The sequence below is a fragment of the Anabaena sp. PCC 7938 genome (assembly GCF_049315035.1).
In the GTDB taxonomy this organism is placed as follows: Bacteria; Cyanobacteriota; Cyanobacteriia; order Cyanobacteriales; family Nostocaceae; genus Anabaena; species Anabaena cylindrica.
Genome location: NZ_CP186034.1, coordinates 3,153,291 through 3,171,555 on the forward strand (window position 1 = coordinate 3,153,291; position 18,265 = coordinate 3,171,555).

General features: G+C 37.4%; 18 protein-coding genes and 1 pseudogene. 7 read left to right on the forward strand and 12 right to left on the reverse strand.

Going from position 1 to position 18,265, the window contains the following annotated elements; all coding sequences use genetic code 11:
- Position 1 precedes the first annotated feature (1 nt).
- The 3 genes from ACOWPH_RS14630 to ACOWPH_RS14640 all read right to left on the reverse strand — a co-directional run bounded on the left by ACOWPH_RS14630 (position 2) and on the right by ACOWPH_RS14640 (position 3,786).
- Positions 2–481, reverse strand: a complete 480-nt coding sequence (locus tag ACOWPH_RS14630; protein WP_015216108.1) for a response regulator — start codon at positions 479–481, stop codon at positions 2–4.
- A gap of 101 nt (positions 482–582) precedes the next feature.
- A complete protein-coding gene (locus ACOWPH_RS14635; protein ID WP_015216109.1) occupies positions 583–2,832 on the reverse strand; it encodes an ATP-binding protein in 2,250 nt (749 codons plus the stop codon).
- Between the two features lie 816 nt (positions 2,833–3,648).
- Complete coding sequence (locus ACOWPH_RS14640; protein ID WP_190645351.1) at positions 3,649–3,786, reverse strand: hypothetical protein; 138 nt, start codon at positions 3,784–3,786, stop codon at positions 3,649–3,651.
- 198 nt (positions 3,787–3,984) lie between these two features.
- Between ACOWPH_RS14640 and ACOWPH_RS14645 the strand changes: the two genes are divergently transcribed.
- Complete coding sequence (locus tag ACOWPH_RS14645; RefSeq protein WP_081593755.1) at positions 3,985–4,389, forward strand: response regulator; 405 nt, start codon at positions 3,985–3,987, stop codon at positions 4,387–4,389.
- On the opposite strand, the gene ACOWPH_RS14650 is transcribed toward ACOWPH_RS14645, so the two are convergent.
- The gene (locus tag ACOWPH_RS14650; protein WP_015216111.1) at positions 4,386–5,309 is read right to left on the reverse strand and encodes a cation diffusion facilitator family transporter; all 924 of its coding nucleotides are present in this window, start codon (positions 5,307–5,309) and stop codon (positions 4,386–4,388) included. The genes ACOWPH_RS14645 and ACOWPH_RS14650 overlap by 4 nt on opposite strands.
- Positions 5,310–5,760: 451 nt before the next feature.
- Here ACOWPH_RS14650 and ACOWPH_RS14655 point away from each other — a divergent pair, with 451 nt between their 5' ends.
- Positions 5,761–6,114, forward strand: coding sequence for a hypothetical protein (locus ACOWPH_RS14655; protein ID WP_015216112.1), 354 nt, complete (start codon positions 5,761–5,763; stop codon positions 6,112–6,114).
- 221 nt (positions 6,115–6,335) lie between these two features.
- Here the strand turns inward: ACOWPH_RS14655 and ACOWPH_RS14660 are convergent, their stop codons facing one another.
- From ACOWPH_RS14660 to ACOWPH_RS14670, 3 genes and pseudogenes are all read right to left on the reverse strand, one after another.
- On the reverse strand, positions 6,336–6,572 hold the full coding sequence (locus ACOWPH_RS14660; protein WP_015216113.1) for a DUF4327 family protein: 237 nt from the start codon (positions 6,570–6,572) through the stop codon (positions 6,336–6,338).
- A 759-nt stretch (positions 6,573–7,331) separates the two neighbouring features.
- Positions 7,332–7,733, reverse strand: coding sequence for a 30S ribosome-binding factor RbfA (gene rbfA / locus ACOWPH_RS14665; protein WP_015216115.1), 402 nt, complete (start codon positions 7,731–7,733; stop codon positions 7,332–7,334).
- A 64-nt stretch (positions 7,734–7,797) separates the two neighbouring features.
- Positions 7,798–8,005 (reverse strand): annotated as a pseudogene (locus tag ACOWPH_RS14670) (DUF751 family protein).
- A 165-nt stretch (positions 8,006–8,170) separates the two neighbouring features.
- Between ACOWPH_RS14670 and ACOWPH_RS14675 the strand changes: the two are divergent.
- Entirely contained in the window at positions 8,171–8,998 is an 828-nt protein-coding gene (locus ACOWPH_RS14675) for a DNA adenine methylase (protein ID WP_015216117.1), read from the forward strand.
- On the opposite strand, the gene ACOWPH_RS14680 is transcribed toward ACOWPH_RS14675, so the two are convergent.
- From ACOWPH_RS14680 to ACOWPH_RS14690, 3 genes are all read right to left on the reverse strand, one after another.
- A complete protein-coding gene (locus ACOWPH_RS14680) occupies positions 8,995–9,471 on the reverse strand; it encodes a PD-(D/E)XK nuclease superfamily protein (protein WP_015216118.1) in 477 nt (158 codons plus the stop codon). The two genes, ACOWPH_RS14675 and ACOWPH_RS14680, sit on opposite strands and share 4 nt — an antisense overlap.
- A 299-nt stretch (positions 9,472–9,770) precedes the next feature.
- Positions 9,771–10,991 carry a HetZ-related protein gene (locus ACOWPH_RS14685; protein ID WP_015216119.1) on the reverse strand — a complete coding sequence of 407 codons (1,221 nt, stop codon included), beginning with the start codon at positions 10,989–10,991 and terminating at the stop codon, positions 9,771–9,773.
- A gap of 371 nt (positions 10,992–11,362) precedes the next feature.
- Positions 11,363–12,022: an L-threonylcarbamoyladenylate synthase gene (locus ACOWPH_RS14690; protein ID WP_015216120.1), complete on the reverse strand. Its 660-nt coding sequence runs from the start codon at positions 12,020–12,022 to the stop codon at positions 11,363–11,365.
- A 186-nt stretch (positions 12,023–12,208) separates the two neighbouring features.
- On the opposite strand from ACOWPH_RS14690, the gene larC reads away from it, so the two are divergent.
- On the forward strand, positions 12,209–13,480 hold the full coding sequence (gene larC, locus ACOWPH_RS14695) for a nickel pincer cofactor biosynthesis protein LarC (RefSeq protein WP_015216121.1): 1,272 nt from the start codon (positions 12,209–12,211) through the stop codon (positions 13,478–13,480).
- An 89-nt stretch (positions 13,481–13,569) separates the two neighbouring features.
- Here the strand turns inward: larC and ACOWPH_RS14700 are convergent, their stop codons facing one another.
- Together ACOWPH_RS14700 and ACOWPH_RS14705 are read right to left on the reverse strand one after the other, a co-directional pair.
- Entirely contained in the window at positions 13,570–14,172 is a 603-nt protein-coding gene (locus ACOWPH_RS14700) for a hypothetical protein (RefSeq protein ID WP_015216122.1), read from the reverse strand.
- A gap of 29 nt (positions 14,173–14,201) precedes the next feature.
- The gene (locus ACOWPH_RS14705) at positions 14,202–14,756 is read right to left on the reverse strand and encodes a DUF6658 family protein (protein WP_015216123.1); all 555 of its coding nucleotides are present in this window, start codon (positions 14,754–14,756) and stop codon (positions 14,202–14,204) included.
- 236 nt (positions 14,757–14,992) lie between these two features.
- On the opposite strand from ACOWPH_RS14705, the gene ACOWPH_RS14710 reads away from it, so the two are divergent.
- The 3 genes from ACOWPH_RS14710 (at position 14,993) to ACOWPH_RS14720 (ending at position 17,601) form a co-directional block, all read left to right on the forward strand.
- A complete protein-coding gene (locus ACOWPH_RS14710) occupies positions 14,993–15,910 on the forward strand; it encodes a lysylphosphatidylglycerol synthase domain-containing protein (RefSeq protein ID WP_015216124.1) in 918 nt (305 codons plus the stop codon).
- 130 nt (positions 15,911–16,040) lie between these two features.
- Entirely contained in the window at positions 16,041–16,625 is a 585-nt protein-coding gene (locus ACOWPH_RS14715) for a Uma2 family endonuclease (protein ID WP_015216125.1), read from the forward strand.
- On the forward strand, positions 16,615–17,601 hold the full coding sequence (locus ACOWPH_RS14720; RefSeq protein ID WP_015216126.1) for a Fic family protein: 987 nt from the start codon (positions 16,615–16,617) through the stop codon (positions 17,599–17,601). The genes ACOWPH_RS14715 and ACOWPH_RS14720 overlap by 11 nt, the downstream gene beginning before the upstream one ends.
- The last annotated feature ends 664 nt before the right edge of the window (positions 17,602–18,265 follow it).

Below are 18,265 nucleotides of genomic sequence, written 5' to 3' on the forward strand. Positions count from 1 at the left end.
ACTAATTACTTTCAATATCAGGAAGAATGACGATATCTAACCAATAAGTGATAAAGCTTTGAATCGTTTTTACTAATTTTTTGATATCGATTGGTTTCACCATATAACTAGCAACAGAGTTTTGGTAACATATTTCAATATCCTTGGGATTAGAAGACGTAGTAAATACAATTACAGGAATAATTTTTAAATTTTCATCCTGTTTAATTTGCTGTAAAATTTCTCTACCATCAGTTCCTGGTAAATTCAAGTCAAGTAAAATAATAGATGGACGTGGAAAAGTTTGATAATCATTATAAATACCATCGTGGTACAGGTAATCTAGAGCATCATCTCCATCAGTACAACGGAAAATGGGATTGATAAATCCTTGTTGATCTATGACTCTACTAAAAGCTTCAAAATCTTCATCACTATCTTCAATTACTAACAATAGGGCTGATTTTTGACAAAATGTACATTTAGCTAATGGTTGTTGCATTAAATATTCTTCTTCCTTCTTCCTTCTTCCTTCTTCCTTCTTCCTCCTGACTCCTGACTCCTGACTCCGAACTCCGAACTCCTGACTCCTGAATTCTTACATTAAATTTCTCCTGCTTGTAATGTAAAATAGAAAGTACTACCTTCACCATAGGTTGAATCTACCCAGATTTTACCTCCATGTCGCTCGATAATTTTTTTAGTAATTGTTAGCCCTGCTCCCATACCACCACCAAATTTATTGGGACTGTGGAGTCTTTTAAAGATGCGAAAAATAGATTCAAAATGTTTATTTTTTATCCCAATTCCGTTATCTTTGACATAAAATATAAAGACTTCATGATTATGTAAATATCCAATCTCGATCCATTGATCCTCTTTATCATTGTATTTAATGGCATTAGCAATCAAATTATTAAATACTTCTCCTACTTGAACGCGATCACAATAAACTGTTGGTAGTGGTTGAGGAATACGAATTTCTATTCCTATTTCTTCAATTCGTGCGCTCAATAGATCTAAAGTTTGAGATAAAAGATGGTTGAGGTTTGTTTTCTGCATAGAAAGGTCTACCCGTCCTAAGCGAGAAAAATGCAGTAATGAATCAATTAAATCTTCCATGCGCTGAGTCAAGCGCACTAAGGTTTTTAATTTAGTGTTACCATCTTCATCCAGGGTGTTACCATAATCTTCTATCAGAAAGTTAGAATAATTATGAATCCCGCGCAGTGGTTCTTTTAAATCATGGGATGCAATATACGCAAAAGCGTCTAATTCACTGTTACTCTTCTCCAATTCTCTATTTATCTGTGCAAGCTCATCTAGTTTTCGCAGTATCACACTGATAATAGCATGTCTCAACTCTAGTGCTGCATTCACTTCACAGGATTTCCAAGGAAGTGACTTTAACCGTACTGTTTCTTTCCATAAATCAAAAGACTTACGGGGTGATAAGTGTAAATCCCCATTTACTGTTACTTCTACAGCTTTATTGGGATTTCCTCCCCAATTTACAGTTTGCACAACTTCTGGACGAAACCACAGAACATAATTGTTCTGGCTTTTGTCGATAGAAATAACCATCAAACCACTAGCGATATTTGCAAATTTTTCTGCTGCTGGATAAACTTGTGAGAGTCCATCAGTATAAAAAATCTCGTCATGCAGATTTTTAGTAATCCATGTCACTAAATTATGAATTTCTTGTATTTCAGGAGTTTTACCAAAAGTAATATATTCACTATCAAAATAAACTGCTGCTCCTTCAGCATCTACAAGATTAAGTAAATTGGGTTGATGGTTAATTAAACCTTGAATAAAGTTTTTTTCTACTGACATATATTCTACTAATTTAGATTGGATAGATTTCAACTTTAATTTATATTCAGTATCTTCACTATCTTCCTTAGCACCTAATTCTAAAGATGTCATTTGTCCTAAAAATTCACAAACATGGCGAATTTCATAGGATAAATATTTGGGTGATTGATGATGACAAGCAATGAGTCCCCATAGTTTTTTATTTTTGATGATAGAAATTGACATTGATGCTATCACACCCATATTCTGTAAATATTCAATATGTAGTGGTGAAACACTTCTGAGTACGGCATTGCTTAAATCTAAAGGTTGTTGATTGAATGGGTTGTTTTTAGGGATAATTACCGCTGGTTGATAGTTAATATCTGGTATAAGTCTGAGCCAGTTTTGAGTATAGAGTTGTCTAGCTTGCGGGGGAATATCAGCAGATGGGTAATGTAAACCTAAATAAGATGTGAGATTATCTGCTTTTTCTTCAGTAATTACTACACCATTCCAATTATCATCAAATTCATAAACCATTACTCGATCAAAGTCAGTAATTTTTTTGATTTCTTGAGCAATAACTCGGCTTAATTGAGTAACGGTAGCTGCTCCTCTTAGATTTGATATTGCAAACTTTATTAAGGGATAAAATCTAAAAAATTTATTACTTTTTTCTGATAAAGCAGGCTCTAATTCTAAAATAAAAATTTCTTGGCAGCGATGAACAATTCCATCAAAATCCACATTTTTTTGATTTACTTTGATATTAAATTCAATGGGATTACCAAACTCTAAGTTTTCCTGCTCTAAGGAATCTAATAATAAATTAATTTGCTCAGGTTCAAGTAGTCGATTCAAGTTTTGATTTAATAATTCATCTGGCTGTATTCCTAGAATATTCAATGTATTATCGCTAATTTGCAAAATAGTTAGTTCTGGTTTTTGAAAAGATAAAATAACTCCATGCGGCTGAATTAATCCAGGTATATGTATTGCTTCTTTTTCGCAGCTTGTTAACTCAATTCTGACATCATTGCTAGTATTCATAATTGATAATTGTAATTTCTGAGTTGTAATCACGAATTATTATTTGAGTTTTATTATAGGAAATTGATTTTATCTAAGAGGATGTTTGAAAAGTTAGTCTTTTTAACCCTCGCAGGGAGGGGTTAGTTTGTATAGCCACTGCTTCTAGTCGCCAGGACTGTAATAAATTAGACTTTTGAAACAATCTTTAAAGGAAAAGGTGATTAGGGAACTCCAGAAAATAAATTATCCAATTTTACTGTTTCAAAACGACTGTCCCTCCCCCTGCTCCCCGCTCCCTGCCCCCTGCCTTAAACACGATTGGATATTTTTTTAGTTGGAAGTCCCTTACTATCAATCAATAGATGTTTGTTTCTTGACTCTTACTATTTTAGATATAGATTTAATTATTGGTTCTAGAATAGACTGTGAATAACTATGAATATCAGTTAAAAGTTCTGGATAAATTTCTAAATTTTATTATAAAAGCCTAATTTTAAATTTTATACAAAAAATGTATTTTTGTGAAGTTAAATGAATAGCTTGAATTTTTACTGTTTGTAAAAAGCTATAAAAGAATAATTCAAAATAATAAATATTTGCCCAATTTTCCAGGAGATTATTAATAATCCTTGATTTTACTATTAAATAACTTATAGCGTTTCCCACTAAGCGTGATATACAAAATTACCCTTCCCCAACCCTCTCCTTAGCAAGGCTACGGTGTACACACAAGTAATCCTGGCATAGGTTTGAGCCTTTTTTCAGCCGGAAATTTAAGCTTCACCACCGCATAATTTCAGAATTAGGGAGTTAACATCAGTTGTGAGTTGAAGATTACGGCTTAACTTGGCGGTTAGTCTGGCTATAAACCTCAAAAAATTCGTGTAATTCATGCTTTGGTTTGGGGTCTGCGGTGACTTGAATCCTTTTCTCAGGACTGGAAACCATCTCTGGATAAGGATGTGTGTACACCGTAGCTTACCAAGGGGAGGGTGCGCGATAGCGCGGGTGGGGTGTATTTCATGAGCTTGGGAATTGCTATAAATTAATCAATAGTAAAATATTACCTTGATCACAGTAGAATTATTTCTTGTGTGGTGGATGAGGATAGGACAACACACTCTGATTGAGGATTTTTTTTTGCAAATTTCTAACACTAATAGAGATGTTATGCCAGCCGATCTCCCTCTTGCTCGTTTACGCATTCTCGTAGTCGATGATGATGAGGATAGTCGCTTTTACGTTACTACTGTCTTAGAAGCAGATGGAGCAGTTGTGACAGCGGTTTCTTCAGCAGCAGCGGCGTTAGAAATGCTAACCAGGTTTAAACCTGATGCTTTAATCTGTGATATTGCTATGCCTGATGAAGATGGCTATAGTTTAATCCGCCAAGTGCGATCGCTTAAAGCAAATGAAGGTGGAAGAATTCCGGCTGTGGCTTTAACTGCTTATGCAGATAGTGATGATAGACTTTGCGCCTTACAAGCTGGCTTTCAGAATCATATAGCTAAACCTGTAGAGCCAGATGAATTAGTGGAAATTATAGCCAAATTAGTCGCATTTTCTCACAATTAACATTGAGGATCTATCTGTTCTACTCTCGGTTCAAAGCTAATATTTTCAGATTTATATGCTGGTGGTTCAACGTGAATTAAAATCCTGACTGGACTAAAGCGTTGTTCTAGTTGGCTTTCTACTTCTTCGGTAATCCGGTGAGCAGTTTCTACATCTGGTGCATCTACTATTAAATGCATTTCTATAAAGACTTGTCGGCCGAGAATGCCACGAGAAGCAATATCATGGCAATTTATCACTCCAGAAACAGAAAGTGCGATCGCATGAATAGCTTCTGGTGCGATCGCCATTTCATCTACTAACGAAGGTAAATTTTCTTTTAAAACTGACCAACCACTCCAAAATACCAACAAAGCCACCGGAAAAGCTAACACCACATCTAGCCATTGAAAATCTAGCCACCAAATACCAATCAAACCACCAAGCACAGCAATTGTTACCCAAACATCACTCATTGTATGAGTGGCATCTGCAATCAAAATTGGGCTACCCACTCTCCTACCTACACCACGTTCATAAAACGTCACAAAAATATTTACCCCCAACACCAGCAGTAATAACCACAATTCTGGTGCTGATATTGTCACCGGTTCACCACCTTTGAGAATTTTCTCCACCGCTCCTTTGAGAATCTCAAAACAGGCTATGCCTAAAAAAGCTGCTATCCCTAAAGCACCCACAGCTTCAAATTTGTTGTGTCCATAGGGATGTTCTCGATCTGGATATGGGGAAGAAAAATGACTCGCAAACAATCCTAAAACATTGTTAGCACTATCCGTCACACTATGTAATGCATCAGCCAACAGACTGAGAGAACCTGTAGAGTATCCTACAAATGCTTTCAATCCCATTACAAATAAATTGAGCAAAAGAGTAATTATTAAAACTTTTCTAACTTCAGCCCGGTGATCGTAAGTCATAAATTTATAATCTCAAGTTCTATGACTTCTACTGTAAAACATAAAACACCAATTAACACAAATAAAATGGCTACAACTCCTATGCTATAAGGAATAAGTCTCTTGACTTACTTTGATTTTTAGATAATTTTATTGCGATTTATTTTAAATAAAAACAGCTAATACACTAATCCTAAATGACTTATGAATTTTCCCTTGAGTTAGGAAACAGGGAAGCAGGATTTCAGTGTGTACCGAGTCCTGTGCAAAAATCAAATAGAAGTCCTATATATTGATATATTGATGTATTATCGTTACTTCCAATAGACTATAATTATCATTAATAGTAAAAATCATTTTCAGTTTTAGGATCTACTTTTTGAATTAAACGAAAAATTATTTTTTTACCATCTCCGCACTACCCCATCCGGTAAGATAAGTAATTACCAAGAAGTTGTCATCACAAAGCTCTATGTCTTCTATCCCTCTGACATTGAACCTGGATCAGGGTTCCGTTTCCTTTAGTTTTTCAGCCCAAGCAGCACAAGAATTAAAAGCAGCAATAGCTGAATTAATGATGAGTCTGAAAGCTGTTGCTGCTAAACCCACCCCAGGCGGTGGTAAAGTCAAGCCCCAACCTTCCCTAGAGTATCGCTATACAGGTGAAGTTTTTTTAGAAGTTTTTTGTAACCCCAATATTTGGCCTACACCCTTTGCAGCCAAAGTCTTGCTGACTATTCGCAATATCAACATTCGCGTAACTACAGAAACTGAACTCACTCGCATGATTGAGGATATTAACCAGTACTTAGAACAAGTAAGCTAAAAAATACTTGCCCAGATTTCTGAAATCTGGACAAGTATAAATAAAAGAATGACTAATTATTTAGATTGATCGACTTTTAGATATTGCGTAAATCTAAAATAAAAAACTAACACCCAATCCCTTTGGGCGCAATTACGAAACCCAAAGGGAAGCAATTGCTTAACTGGATGAAAACCCATTAAGACTTTATAGCCTGACCAAAATCATCAACTAAAGATTGACTAGTCGTTATCCCATTCTTCACGACCAATCAAATCACCAATGCGATCGCGCAATAAAAAGTCACATTTCTCTAATTCACATTCCACACAAACCCACTCTCTGGCTGGGATGTATTGGCAGAGCGTATATATTGGTTGCTGACGGCTCAACATTCCTCTTTGTACCAGTTGGCGTGCTTCGTCCTGAATTACATCTAGAGAGTAGTAATTGATAGAAGGCACCGTATTCACACTCATTGTTTTTACTCACAAATTTACAATTAGATAGTGTTCCCAATCTTAATCAGGAACAAAAATGGCAATAATTAGACCTGTGGCTAGGTTTTGTAGTTTGCTATACGGAACTATTATCATTTTGACGCTACAGACCTATAAATTATCTAAAGAAATGTTAAGTTTGTCAATGAATCCTAACATTGATATTTACTCCGCTTTATATTATGAATCCCAATGAGTTTAATTAAACTGACTGAGAATTCGGTGTGACTACTATTCAACAGGTTTAACACTTTAATATCTATATGCCCATAGCTACAATTTAGCAGTTAAAAATAACTCCCATAGTATAAAATATTGCTGATATGATTAGTAGCCAGCGCAAACTCTTTCTAGCCGTGCTGTAATGATTTTTTCTAGGAAAAATAAATTACCCATGAGCCAAAATCAAGTATAAACTGTTGCAAATTCCAATAGTTAAGTTACACCACTAAGTTTTATCGCAACCTATCTGTTAACAATTTTTTAATCTGGAAAGCTATGTTTTCTTAAACAGCTTTGTAGGGTGCGTCAGATATCGTAAATCTTTTGATAATAAGCAATTTATAGGTCTGACGCACCTGCAAAAGATAGTAAATTGACCTCAAACGCCAAAAACCTGGACTTTAGCCAGGTTCTGATTTATTTAAGGGACATCCAAATAAAAAAACTACAATTTTTGGATAATTTATTTTTTGGTATTCCCTTAATTATTTGGTACTATTTGTTACCTAGTGCTTGTTACTCATCAGTCAATTCCTGGTTATCAGCGTCAGTTCCTTCAGGTGGACGATCTTGCCTGAGTTGGTTCAATAAACTCAGCAATTTAGTACCTCGTTCAAGGGAATCATCTTCGACAAAGATAACTTCTGGCGTGCGACGTAGCCTGACTCTAGCACCCAACTCACTGCGAACATAACCAGTCGCTGACTTTAAACCTGCCATAGTTTCTGCCTTAGCTTCCTCTGTCCCATAAATACTGACGAAGATTTTAGCGTGTTGCAAGTCACCGGAAACATCCACATCGGTAACACTTACCATACCTGTACCCACACGGTCATCCTTAATACCGTTGAGTAGCATTTGGCTAACTTCCCGTTTAATTAATTCAGCAACGCGGGAAACGCGGCGATTTGTAGCCATAAAAATTCCGCCTTCTCACAGAGGTTGTACGACATGATATAGATGCAAATTAGGGGGGATAACGCTAGGTTGTACCTAAGCCCAGCATAGCCCGGAGAGTCAGCGTTAGGAACAAACAGACTCCCAATAAACAAGCCCAAAAGAGAAATTAAGGTGATTGGGCGTTTCAACAGTGGCATTAATGGCTCAAAGGTATTCAGAAAAATACCTAAGACGATAGTGATCAAGTACCGAGGGTAGCGAAAGACGTTATCCCAAAATCCGTCAAACATTTGAATATAGACTGCCTTGTTATAAAATGTAAGTTTGTTTTCAGGTGCTTATTTAGCTTAATTGTAATCTATGATGCTGAAAATAGCTCAATTCATATAAAATATAATTCGTTAGTTATATTGGCTTTGATTTAGGAGCCGAGTTTTAGTTTAATCGTTAAGTAAATGGTAAGTCAAATCCCCAAAGCAACTTTCCCACGTCCCTTTTTAAAGTGGGCTGGGGGTAAAAATCGGTTGATTCCGCAATATAAAGATTATTTTCCCCAGCATTACAAGACTTACTATGAACCCTTTTTAGGTGGAGGGGCTGTTTTTTTTCATCTGCAACCACCAAAGGCAGTTTTAACTGATATTAATGCCGAATTAATTATCACTTATTGCTGTGTTAGAGATCATGTTGAAGAATTAATTGAGCTACTACAAAAACATCAAGAACGACATGGTAGAGATTATTATTATGATGTAAGAGCCTATCCTGAAGGCACAGATTTGGAGAAAGCTGCTCGGTTTATTTATTTGAATAAAACTTGTTTTAATGGTCTGTATAGAGTTAATTCTCAAAATAAGTTTAATGTGCCTTTGGGTAAATACAAAAATCCTGGTATTTGTCAAGAAGATTTGCTGAGAGTCGCATCTAAAGCGCTTTATAGGGCTGATATCCAACAAGCAGATTTTACAAAAGTGCTACAATATGCGCTTAACAGTGATGATTTTGTATTCTTTGATCCTCCTTATTATCCTGTCAGTGAAACCAGCTATTTTACAGCTTACAGTCGCTATTCCTTTGCTGAAATTCAGCAAGTTGAATTAAGGGATATATTTGTAAAATTATCTAAATGTGGCGTTAGAGTTATGCTATCTAATTCAGACTGCAAATTTATTCGGGAACTTTATAAAAATTTTAATATTCGTACTATATCGGCAGCCAGATCAATTAATTCCAATGCTCAAAAACGTGGTGTTATTAATGAACTCTTAATCACTTCCTACTAAAGGTTTTTATTTGCCCAAGCAATGAATCTATCTAAGCTAAAAACTGCTAATAAATTTGGGTTATCATTAACTCTTGCTTTCAACCAATTGCTCGCACCTTCTCTCATTCCTTCACCTCCCATAACTATTATAGTTGGGGCAGGATAAGATAACTGAATATTCATATTCAAATAAGGAAACTTTTCATCAACTGAACCACCACTTTCTTGCCATTTGCACTCGATAATTAAACCTGATAGCATTGCAGGTATACCAATAATATAAAAGTCTACCTTTAGTTCAGTATCATAAATTCCTGTACCAATATAAACTTCTTTTCCATAACGTTTTGGCAATAAAGCAGCATTATATAAAAATTCTTTTTGGACATGGTTTCCGACTTGGAAATAATTATGCCCTTTTAATATTGCCTCTATATTACCTTCTAAAATTTTCCCAGACTTATTGGCCCGTCCACCTTGAGTCATCGTCATACTCAAACCCTCTGCTAAAAGTCCTGCTTATTCTAGGATTCCATGAAAGCAGTAACAAAGGGTAAATAGCTGAATATGAATTTTTGATTTTTTCTCAGAAAGGGTAAAAATAAAGATGGTACTTTTGTACTTTAAAACAAATGTATTTATGCAAATTTAAAATCTAAAATTGTTACTTCCTACCTTATTCTCTAATTCTCCCGTGACTGGGGGAGAAATAGAGGAGATATTTGTTTTGTAAGAACAGGTATATAAGGTGGATCAGGGATTCAGATAAATTTAGGAATTTCAGCTTGGGTTCAGCCGGTTTTAACTTCAGCATGACCATTGCGGATAGCCCATGCTAGTTCTAACATTTGAGTCCAGCGCTTTTGTAGCTGTTTGGGAGTACATTGGACAGCTTTTGCGATCGCTTGATCATTTTCCAGAGCAGTTTTTAAATTAAAGATTTGCTGTTGTTGTTCTGTAAGTTGATTCCAAAACGTATCCCACTGCTGGGACGATAAACCCAACTTATGTTCTAAACCAGCACCTAGCCATTGATGTACCAATTGCCAGTGGTGTTGTTTAGCAAACTTCTCAACATGATATTTAAAGCGTTGTTGCAAATAATCGCGCTGACGGCTAGTAAGTCCGAGAATTTGGTCAATTTCCGGTGCTGAGAGGTCTTGGAGTTTCAGAGAGAGGTAATCCATGCAATCAGCTTGACCTTGGGATTCCAGATATTTCATCAATTCCGTAATCACGCGATCGCGTTCCGATTCCTCAGAAGGATCAAATGTCGCTTTAGCAACCATTTGTGACCTAATCTGCTGCACCGCCAAATTGCGTTGATAAGATTCTGCTTCTTCAGTCTTAGCCGAATCCACAGCCATCTCAATATCTACAGTCGTTTCTTGGGGTTGACGACGAGCAAAACCTTGAGCGCGTAACACAATCAACTGTTGATTAGCACCACCAGGTAAATTAATGCGGCGTTTAGCATACTGCTCTGTAAACGCCATATACTCAGCCAATTGTAGCTGAGTACGCGGTGTGTAATCTTCCGGTAACTCGTTTTCTCTTCTAAAAGCCTTAATCGCTTCAATATAAAAAGCTTGGAGAAAATCTTCAATCAAATTGTAACGAGCTTCAAAACCCAACTCTGAACCAGCGATCGTAACGTGGCGATAAACAATAGCACCTAAACTGCTATGTAATTCCACTCTTCCTTGTTTTGAACCCAATTGATAGTAACGCAGGCACTTTTGTAATCGGTGTCTTGCTAAAGTAATCTGCCAAGACCTGATTTGGCCAGAAGTTTGAATGCGGGAGCTTTTATCACAAATGCGTTCTACTTCTTTAGCTATACGCTTTGTTACAGATTGTACACATCCAACTGAAGCTTTTACCTGAGACTGCATTTCCTGACAGAGCAGTTGTACTAAAGTATCAGATTTACTCTCTGATAAGTCTTCGGTTGAAACATCGCTATCAAAAGCAGGTGTAGAATTTGGCAGATTGACGAGGTTAGCTTTCATGACTTTTCCTGGAATTGGTATTGCACCTTAACTAAAACGCAGACACAGTACTTAAAGCCAGTCATAACAGGAAAATCTTGCTGGTATTTATCCATCAAGACTCGCCGCCTATACTGTTCACATATAAGACTGCTGTAAATTTCAAAAGTTAAGGGCTTGTCAAGTGTGTCGCTTTTTTTATCAGCAACTATATCAAAGTTGAGACATCGGTTGTAAGAGGGCGCTAAAACAAATCCAAAACCTGGTAATACCAAGATTTGCCGCCATCCCGTTTTCCGCGATCCCAGCGTCTGTGAGTATGACAATTTTAAAACTGGTGTATGTTTATCACAATTTCCGAAACAGAAAGTCGCATCTGTAAGGATTAATTATTATACCCAAGCTGCTGCTGCTTCCCAACCTAACCCCCTCCGTGTAATAACTGGTTCTTCTTCCGTTAAATCTAAAATGGTAGACACTAGAGAAGTAGGTTCTTCACCCGTGTCTATAATTATGTCCACCAAGTTATCCAAACGGTCAAATAGCTCAACCCTAGACAAAATAGATTCTGAATCTATTCCTACTATTTCATCATCTATGTCATTTGGTGGCAAATGTGCCGAAGTGGAAATAATTGGATTTCCTAACGCTTCTAGCAATGACAAACACACGGTGTGATCTGGCACTCGAATTCCTGTCGTCTTCCGCTTGGGACTTTGCACCAGTCGCGGCACTAACTTGGTAGCAGGTAGCAAAAAAGTGTAAGGACCTGGTATCAATCGCTTCATCATCCGATAGGCTGTATCACTTACGAAGGCATAAGTCGCCACATTAGAAAGCGAGGGACATAGAAAGGTTAGTGGTTTATCATTTGCTAACTGCTTGATTTGCCGCACTCTTTCCACCGCCGACTTGGCATTCAAATCACAACCAATTGCATAAACTGTATCAGTAGGGTAGAGCATGATAGCGCCACTAGAGAGCGCTAACTTTATCTCATCTATTCGGCGATTTTGAGGATTATCAGGATGAATTGAAAAAGTTCTTGCCATAAAAGATGCTCACTGGATAACGGGTAATGGGTAATGGGTAATGGGTAATGGGTAATGGGTAATGGTGTAGTTTTTCCCTATGAGTAACGGATGAACTGTTGAAGGGTGACAGGTGATAGGTTATGGGTTAAAGGTAATGTGAATAGTATTACCAGTTACCAATCACCAATTACCAATTGATAATTTATGAATAAAATTGCCTATCTTCAATGTCCAACAGGAATTTCCGGTGATATGTGCCTGGGTTCTTTGGTAAGTCTGGGTGTTCCCTTAGAGTATTTAGTAGAAAAACTCAATTGTTTGGGAATTGAGCAAGAATACCAATTACGGGCAGAACTTGTTCATCGGCAAACTCAGCAAGCAACTAAAATCCACGTCGATTTATTACACCATCATCATCACCATGAACACTCTCACCATCATGGCCGTCACCTACCAGAAATAGAGGAAATGATTCTTAAAGCTAAGTTGCCATCACAGGCAGAAGCTTGGAGTTTAGCTGTATTCAGGCAGTTAGCAGTGGCAGAAGGGGCAATACATGGTATTGAACCGGAAAAAGTTCATTTTCATGAGGTAGGTGCTGTAGACGCGATTGTGGATATTGTCGGTACTTGCTTGGGGTTAGATTGGTTGGGTATTGACAGCAATGAAGAAAGATTACCTCTGATCTATTGTTCAGCGTTTCCGACTGGTGGGGGAACTGTTCGCGCTGCACATGGTCAAATGGCAGTACCAGTCCCCGCAGTATTGAAGCTGTGGGAAATGCGGAGTTGTCCAGTTTATAGTAATGGTATTGAAAAAGAACTGGTAACGCCAACAGGGGCAGCGATCGCTACTACTTTAGCCAGAAATTTTGGTTCACCCCCCCCAATCACAATCACAAAAGTGGGACTAGGAGCAGGTTCCCTCGATTTACCCATCCCCAATATACTACGGCTCTGGCTCGGTGAAAGTGCAAATTTCCAGACAAATATTCTTAATTTTGCCAATACTAGTCCCAATGTAGAAACTATCTCTGTTCTAGAAACCCAAATTGATGACTTAAACCCCCAAGCTATCGGCTATGTCTTTGAGGCTTTATTTACTGCTGGTGCGGTGGATGTCTTTACCCAACCGATAGGGATGAAAAAATCCCGTCCAGGTATTTTATTAACCGTTATTTGTCATCCAGAACATTTAGTCACTTGTGAAGAGATTTTATTCCGCGAAACCACTACTTTAGGAATTCGTCGCACTACTGGACAACGCACTATTTTACAACGGGAAATTCAACAAGTAGAAATTCCTCTTTATGGCAAAGTCGGTATTAAAGTTGCTTGGAAAGGATCAGCCGCAGAAAGAGTAATTACCAATGTACAGCCAGAATATGAAGATTGTGCAGACTTAGCACGAAAATATAATATTCCTTGGCGGGAAATTCAACGCATGGCACTACAAAATTGGTATTCTCAAACTTAACTCATGTTTTACATCAATATCCACTTTTAAGTAGCAATATCCAAAAGAAAAAGGTGGGCATTGCCCACCTTTTAAACATGAAATTAATTTTAATCAGCCTCTCTCACAGTTCTGTTGATTGCTTCTCCTGTATCCTCGGCTCGGCGTTGAATATTTTTCCCAACATCTTCAGTTCCACGTTGCATATTTTTGGTCAAATCTTTAGCAGCACTTCCGACATTTTCCTGAAGGTTTTCAACTCCTCGCTTTGTTCCTTTAGTAACACCTTCCCGCAATTCTTCAGCAGAACTTCCCACATCTTCACCTAAGTTTTTCACCCTTTCATCAAAAGGTGTTCCTTGACGATAATTACGTACATATTGCTCAGTACTATCAATTCCTTTATTTTCGTTGTTTTTCTGAGCATTTTCTATTAACTCATCGGCTCTAATTTTGGCTGCTTTTTCTGCATCTCTCGCTCTGGGATCTACATCACTAAAATTGTTCATCCCTCCTTGATATCGAGAGATAGGATAATCTTTTGTGGGATCATATCTTTGCACATTTGGCGGTTGTCCAGCGGGTTGGGGTGGTTGTCCGGCTATGGTGGGACGATTACAAGCTTGTGCTAAAAAGAGTAAAGCCCCGGCTAAAAATACCGTTAAAACTTTAAAGGGACGCAGATTTTGTAACCAATTAATTACTCTGTTCATAATTATCCTCTTTGTATTTTGATAAAGGTCTATTTGCCTACAGATGGATTTTTTTGTAGTTCAGGTCTGGCACTTGCTTCATCTGCTTTTTCTTTTAAAAATCCTGAAGCTTTTTCAAATGACTCTGTTACAGTTTCAATTCGGTCTTGAATGCGATTTCCTAAATCTGGTTGACCCTGAATTAATCCACCTGGCTCAGTATGTTTGAACTCTTCTTCTGTAATAATTGGTAGTTCTGCTTCTTTTTTAATTCTTCCTAAGGGTGTTTCTGCCCCAGGATAAAGAAGTTCTGAGTCTTTATTGGCAACTAATAATGTTTGTGAATTTAAGGGCAGACTAGCTTGATCGCCTTTTTGCTTTCTTGATTCAGTAGACGTTGGTGAATTTGAATTGGTATATTTATCGCCACCATTTTTATAAGGATTATTTGCTCCACCAGCCTGCACAGGAGTACTCTTGGGATTCATTCCTTGAGCGCTTGTTCCACTACAAGCAGTGCTAATCATCAAAAATACTCCAGCTAAAAAGATAGTTAAAATTCGACGCATTTGTAGTTTATTAAACCAGTTCATCAATCTTTTCACTTAGCCCTCCTTATATTAAGAGAACACGTTAATTCAATTTATCAATCATATTTTTTGGTATTGATGCAATTTATTAACGTGAACAAACTTTATTAAGAGTAACGGTTTTTAAATAACATTAACCTCTAGCTTAGGTCACATTTTACTGCTGAAAAAAGTTTAATTTTATCTAACTATAGAGAGATATTATTTAATATAATAATTTTGGGCAATTTAATGATTAAATTTCACAAATAATGAAAAAATTTTTACGCTGGTTTATTTTGGGGGGAACGCTGTTTTTTTTAGGAAAAGCTTTGAAGGATAATTGGATAGAAGTTACTTCTATCCGTATTGATGCAGCAGGATGGGCAATTTTAGCAGTTGCTACGGGTATAACTTTACTCGCACATACATGGGCTGGTTGGATATGGACTTGGGTGTTGAAAGAGTTAAATCAATCTGTACCAACTTTCCCATTTATCCAAGTTTATTTAAAAACGAATATTGCTAAGTATTTACCTGGCAATGTTTGGCATTACTACGGGCGAATTTTAGCGGCTAAAAATGCTAATGTCTCTACTGGTGCGGCAACTTTAAGCGTTTTACTAGAACCGTTACTGATGCTGGCAGCGGCTTTAATTATTATTGTTTTATTTGGTGGTGAATTTGCAGTCAGTGATACTAATATTGGGGTGCAAATTCTGCAATTGCTAAGTTTAGCGGTGGTACTGGGTGCAGTTCATCCCCGGTTTTTGAACCCAGCAATTCGTTTTTTATACCAATTCAAGAACAAAAAATCTGAATCTGAAAATCAGCCTATTAGTAGTTTAATTATTGAATGCTATCCTCTCAAACCGTTATTAGGAGAGTTAGGTTTTTTAGGCCTGCGTGGTACTGGTTTTATATTAACTATGTTTGCCCTGAGTTCGTTAAACTTGAGTCAAATTCCTTTATTGCTTGGTGCGTTTAGTTTTGCTTGGGTCTTAGGCTTAGTTATCCCTGGTGCGCCTGGGGGTTTAGGTGTGTTTGAAGCTACAGCTCTCACCTTGTTACAGTATCACTTCCCTGCTGCTTTAGTAATTAGTGCGATCGCACTTTATCGTCTCATTAGCATCTTAGCTGAAATTGCCGGCGCGGCTCTAGCTTCCCTAGATGAACGTCTTGCTAATTAGAGTTTGCTGAAAACGCCAATTAAAAAAGGCTTACTCCGAAAAAATCTTGGTTTAGATTGTTAAAATTAAATCAACTAACCCAGAGCCAAACTGACCCCAAGCAACTGCAAACGTTAGAAAATAACGAACCATGATCGCAGCCAAAGACAAAGCCCCCAACCTCACCCCTGAAGAATATTTCGCTTGGGAAGAACAGCAACTAGAAAAACACGAATTGATCGACGGTCAAGTTTATGCTATGAGCGGCAGTAGCGTCAATCACGGTCGTATTTCCATCCGCTTCACCTCCATTTTTGATGCCCATTTAGAGAATAGTGGTTGTATAACTGGAAATTCTGATATCAAGGTTAATATTGTCGAAACGAATAACTATACCTATCCAGATGCGAGTGTAACTTGCGATGAACGAGATAAAAATACTTCCAACTATTTTACCTATCCCTGCTTAATTGTTGAAGTTCTCTCCAAAACTACCGAAGCCTACGATCGCGGTAGCAAATTTAGAATGTATCGAAATAACCCCATATTGAAAGATTACCTATTGGTTAGTTCCACCAGCATCGAAATCGACCTGTATCACAAAAATGATGCGGGACAATGGATGATTATTAACTATGGAGAAGGTGACATCATTGAACTAAAAAGCATCAATCTCAGTTTCCCCATTGAGCAAGTCTATCGCGGTTTAACCCTTGAACCAGGAAATGGGGAATAAAATCAAAACATTACCCATTTTACCCATTACCCAATACCCCATGCTACTGTCTTCTTCTCAACTCTACGAGCAGTTTATTGAACAGGTAATTAGTTTAAGTCAAGAAAAAGAATTTTCATTGACTGCTGTAATAAGTAACTATGTGAGCATGAATTATCAGCTTAAATTAGAGCAAATAGACAAGCTAAAAGTTTGGTTGGATGACTTTAGACCGTTTGATACCACAATTATCGCGGAACTCAAAAAGCTGTATGATATCCGCTTTACTTATAACTCTAATGCCATTGAAGGGAATACTTTAACTCAAAGTGAAACCGAGTTAGTGTTAACTAAAGGGATTACAATTGGCGGTAAAACTCTTGATGAGCATTTAGAGGTGATTGGACATAAGGAAGCGATTGACTATATTGAGAGTTTAGCCCAAAAAGATACAGTAATTAATGAATGGGAAATTAAACAAATTCACAATCTAATCCTGAGAAAGATTAACCCTGATGAAGCGGGTTGTTATCGAATGCTGGATGTAATGGCAGCAGGAACAAATTATCTTTATCCTCCCCATTATTTACTATCTCAATTAATGGCAGATTTTGTAATTTGGCTCAATTCAGACGCTTCTTTAACACTCCATCCAGTAGAATATGCAACAATGGCTCATTATCGTTTTGTCTCGATCCATCCTTTTCGGGATGGGAATGGGAGAACGGCTAGATTATTAATGAATTTACTCTTAATTCGTGCAGGGTATCCCATTGTGGTGATTAATAATCAAATTCGCAATGATTATATTAACGCTTTGGCTTATGGACAACAAAACCAAGATAATTTAGATCGGCTTTTTGATTTGGTTTGTGATGCTGTTATAACTTCATTGGTGGAAACTTTAAGATTATTAGTAACTGCAAGTAGTAGTAGAGAAAAGGGGCAGGTTTTTTATCAAGAAATTACTGATTTTATTGATAACTATTTGAGGTAATCTGTAATAGGTAATGGGTAAGAAGTTAAAGAAAAAAGTCCCTGGCTTAATATTCCCTGCGTTTTACGGCAATTGGGACAAAGATAGAATTGATAATTTTTGAGTTCGCTATGTAGATCCTGTTGTGGATACACTCGAAATACCTACAAATCGCTCTTCAAACACTGCACAACGAGTTGAGGGAGCATATTGTCTAGAAAGAAAACCAGAAAAGTTATAGCCTTTCCCACTCTAGTTATATACAAAATTAACCCTCACCTTACCAAGGGGAGGGTGCGCGACAGCGCGGGTGGGGTGTATTTAATCAGCTTGGGAATGCCTATATCGGTAAACTCAAAATTACAAATTATTTATATGGGGGTGGGGGGACTTGAACCCCCACGACCGTTTAAGGTCAACGGATTTTCATTCTTCCACAGCTTTCACTGTTGCCTTGTTGCTTGCACAACTTCAGGCTTTAAGAATTGGACTCTCCCTTTACCCTCGCCTTTACGTTAGGGTAGCTCCCGTCGAGTCTCTGCACCTTCCCTGAATTTTGAATTTCTGATTTCAAATTGAAAGCCAAAATAAAATCTTGATTCTAAAATTTCCGGGCTTGGCTCAGGATTGCCATATCTGTAAACAGATTTAGGTTTCCCTGAATTTGAGAGCTTCCACTTGAAAG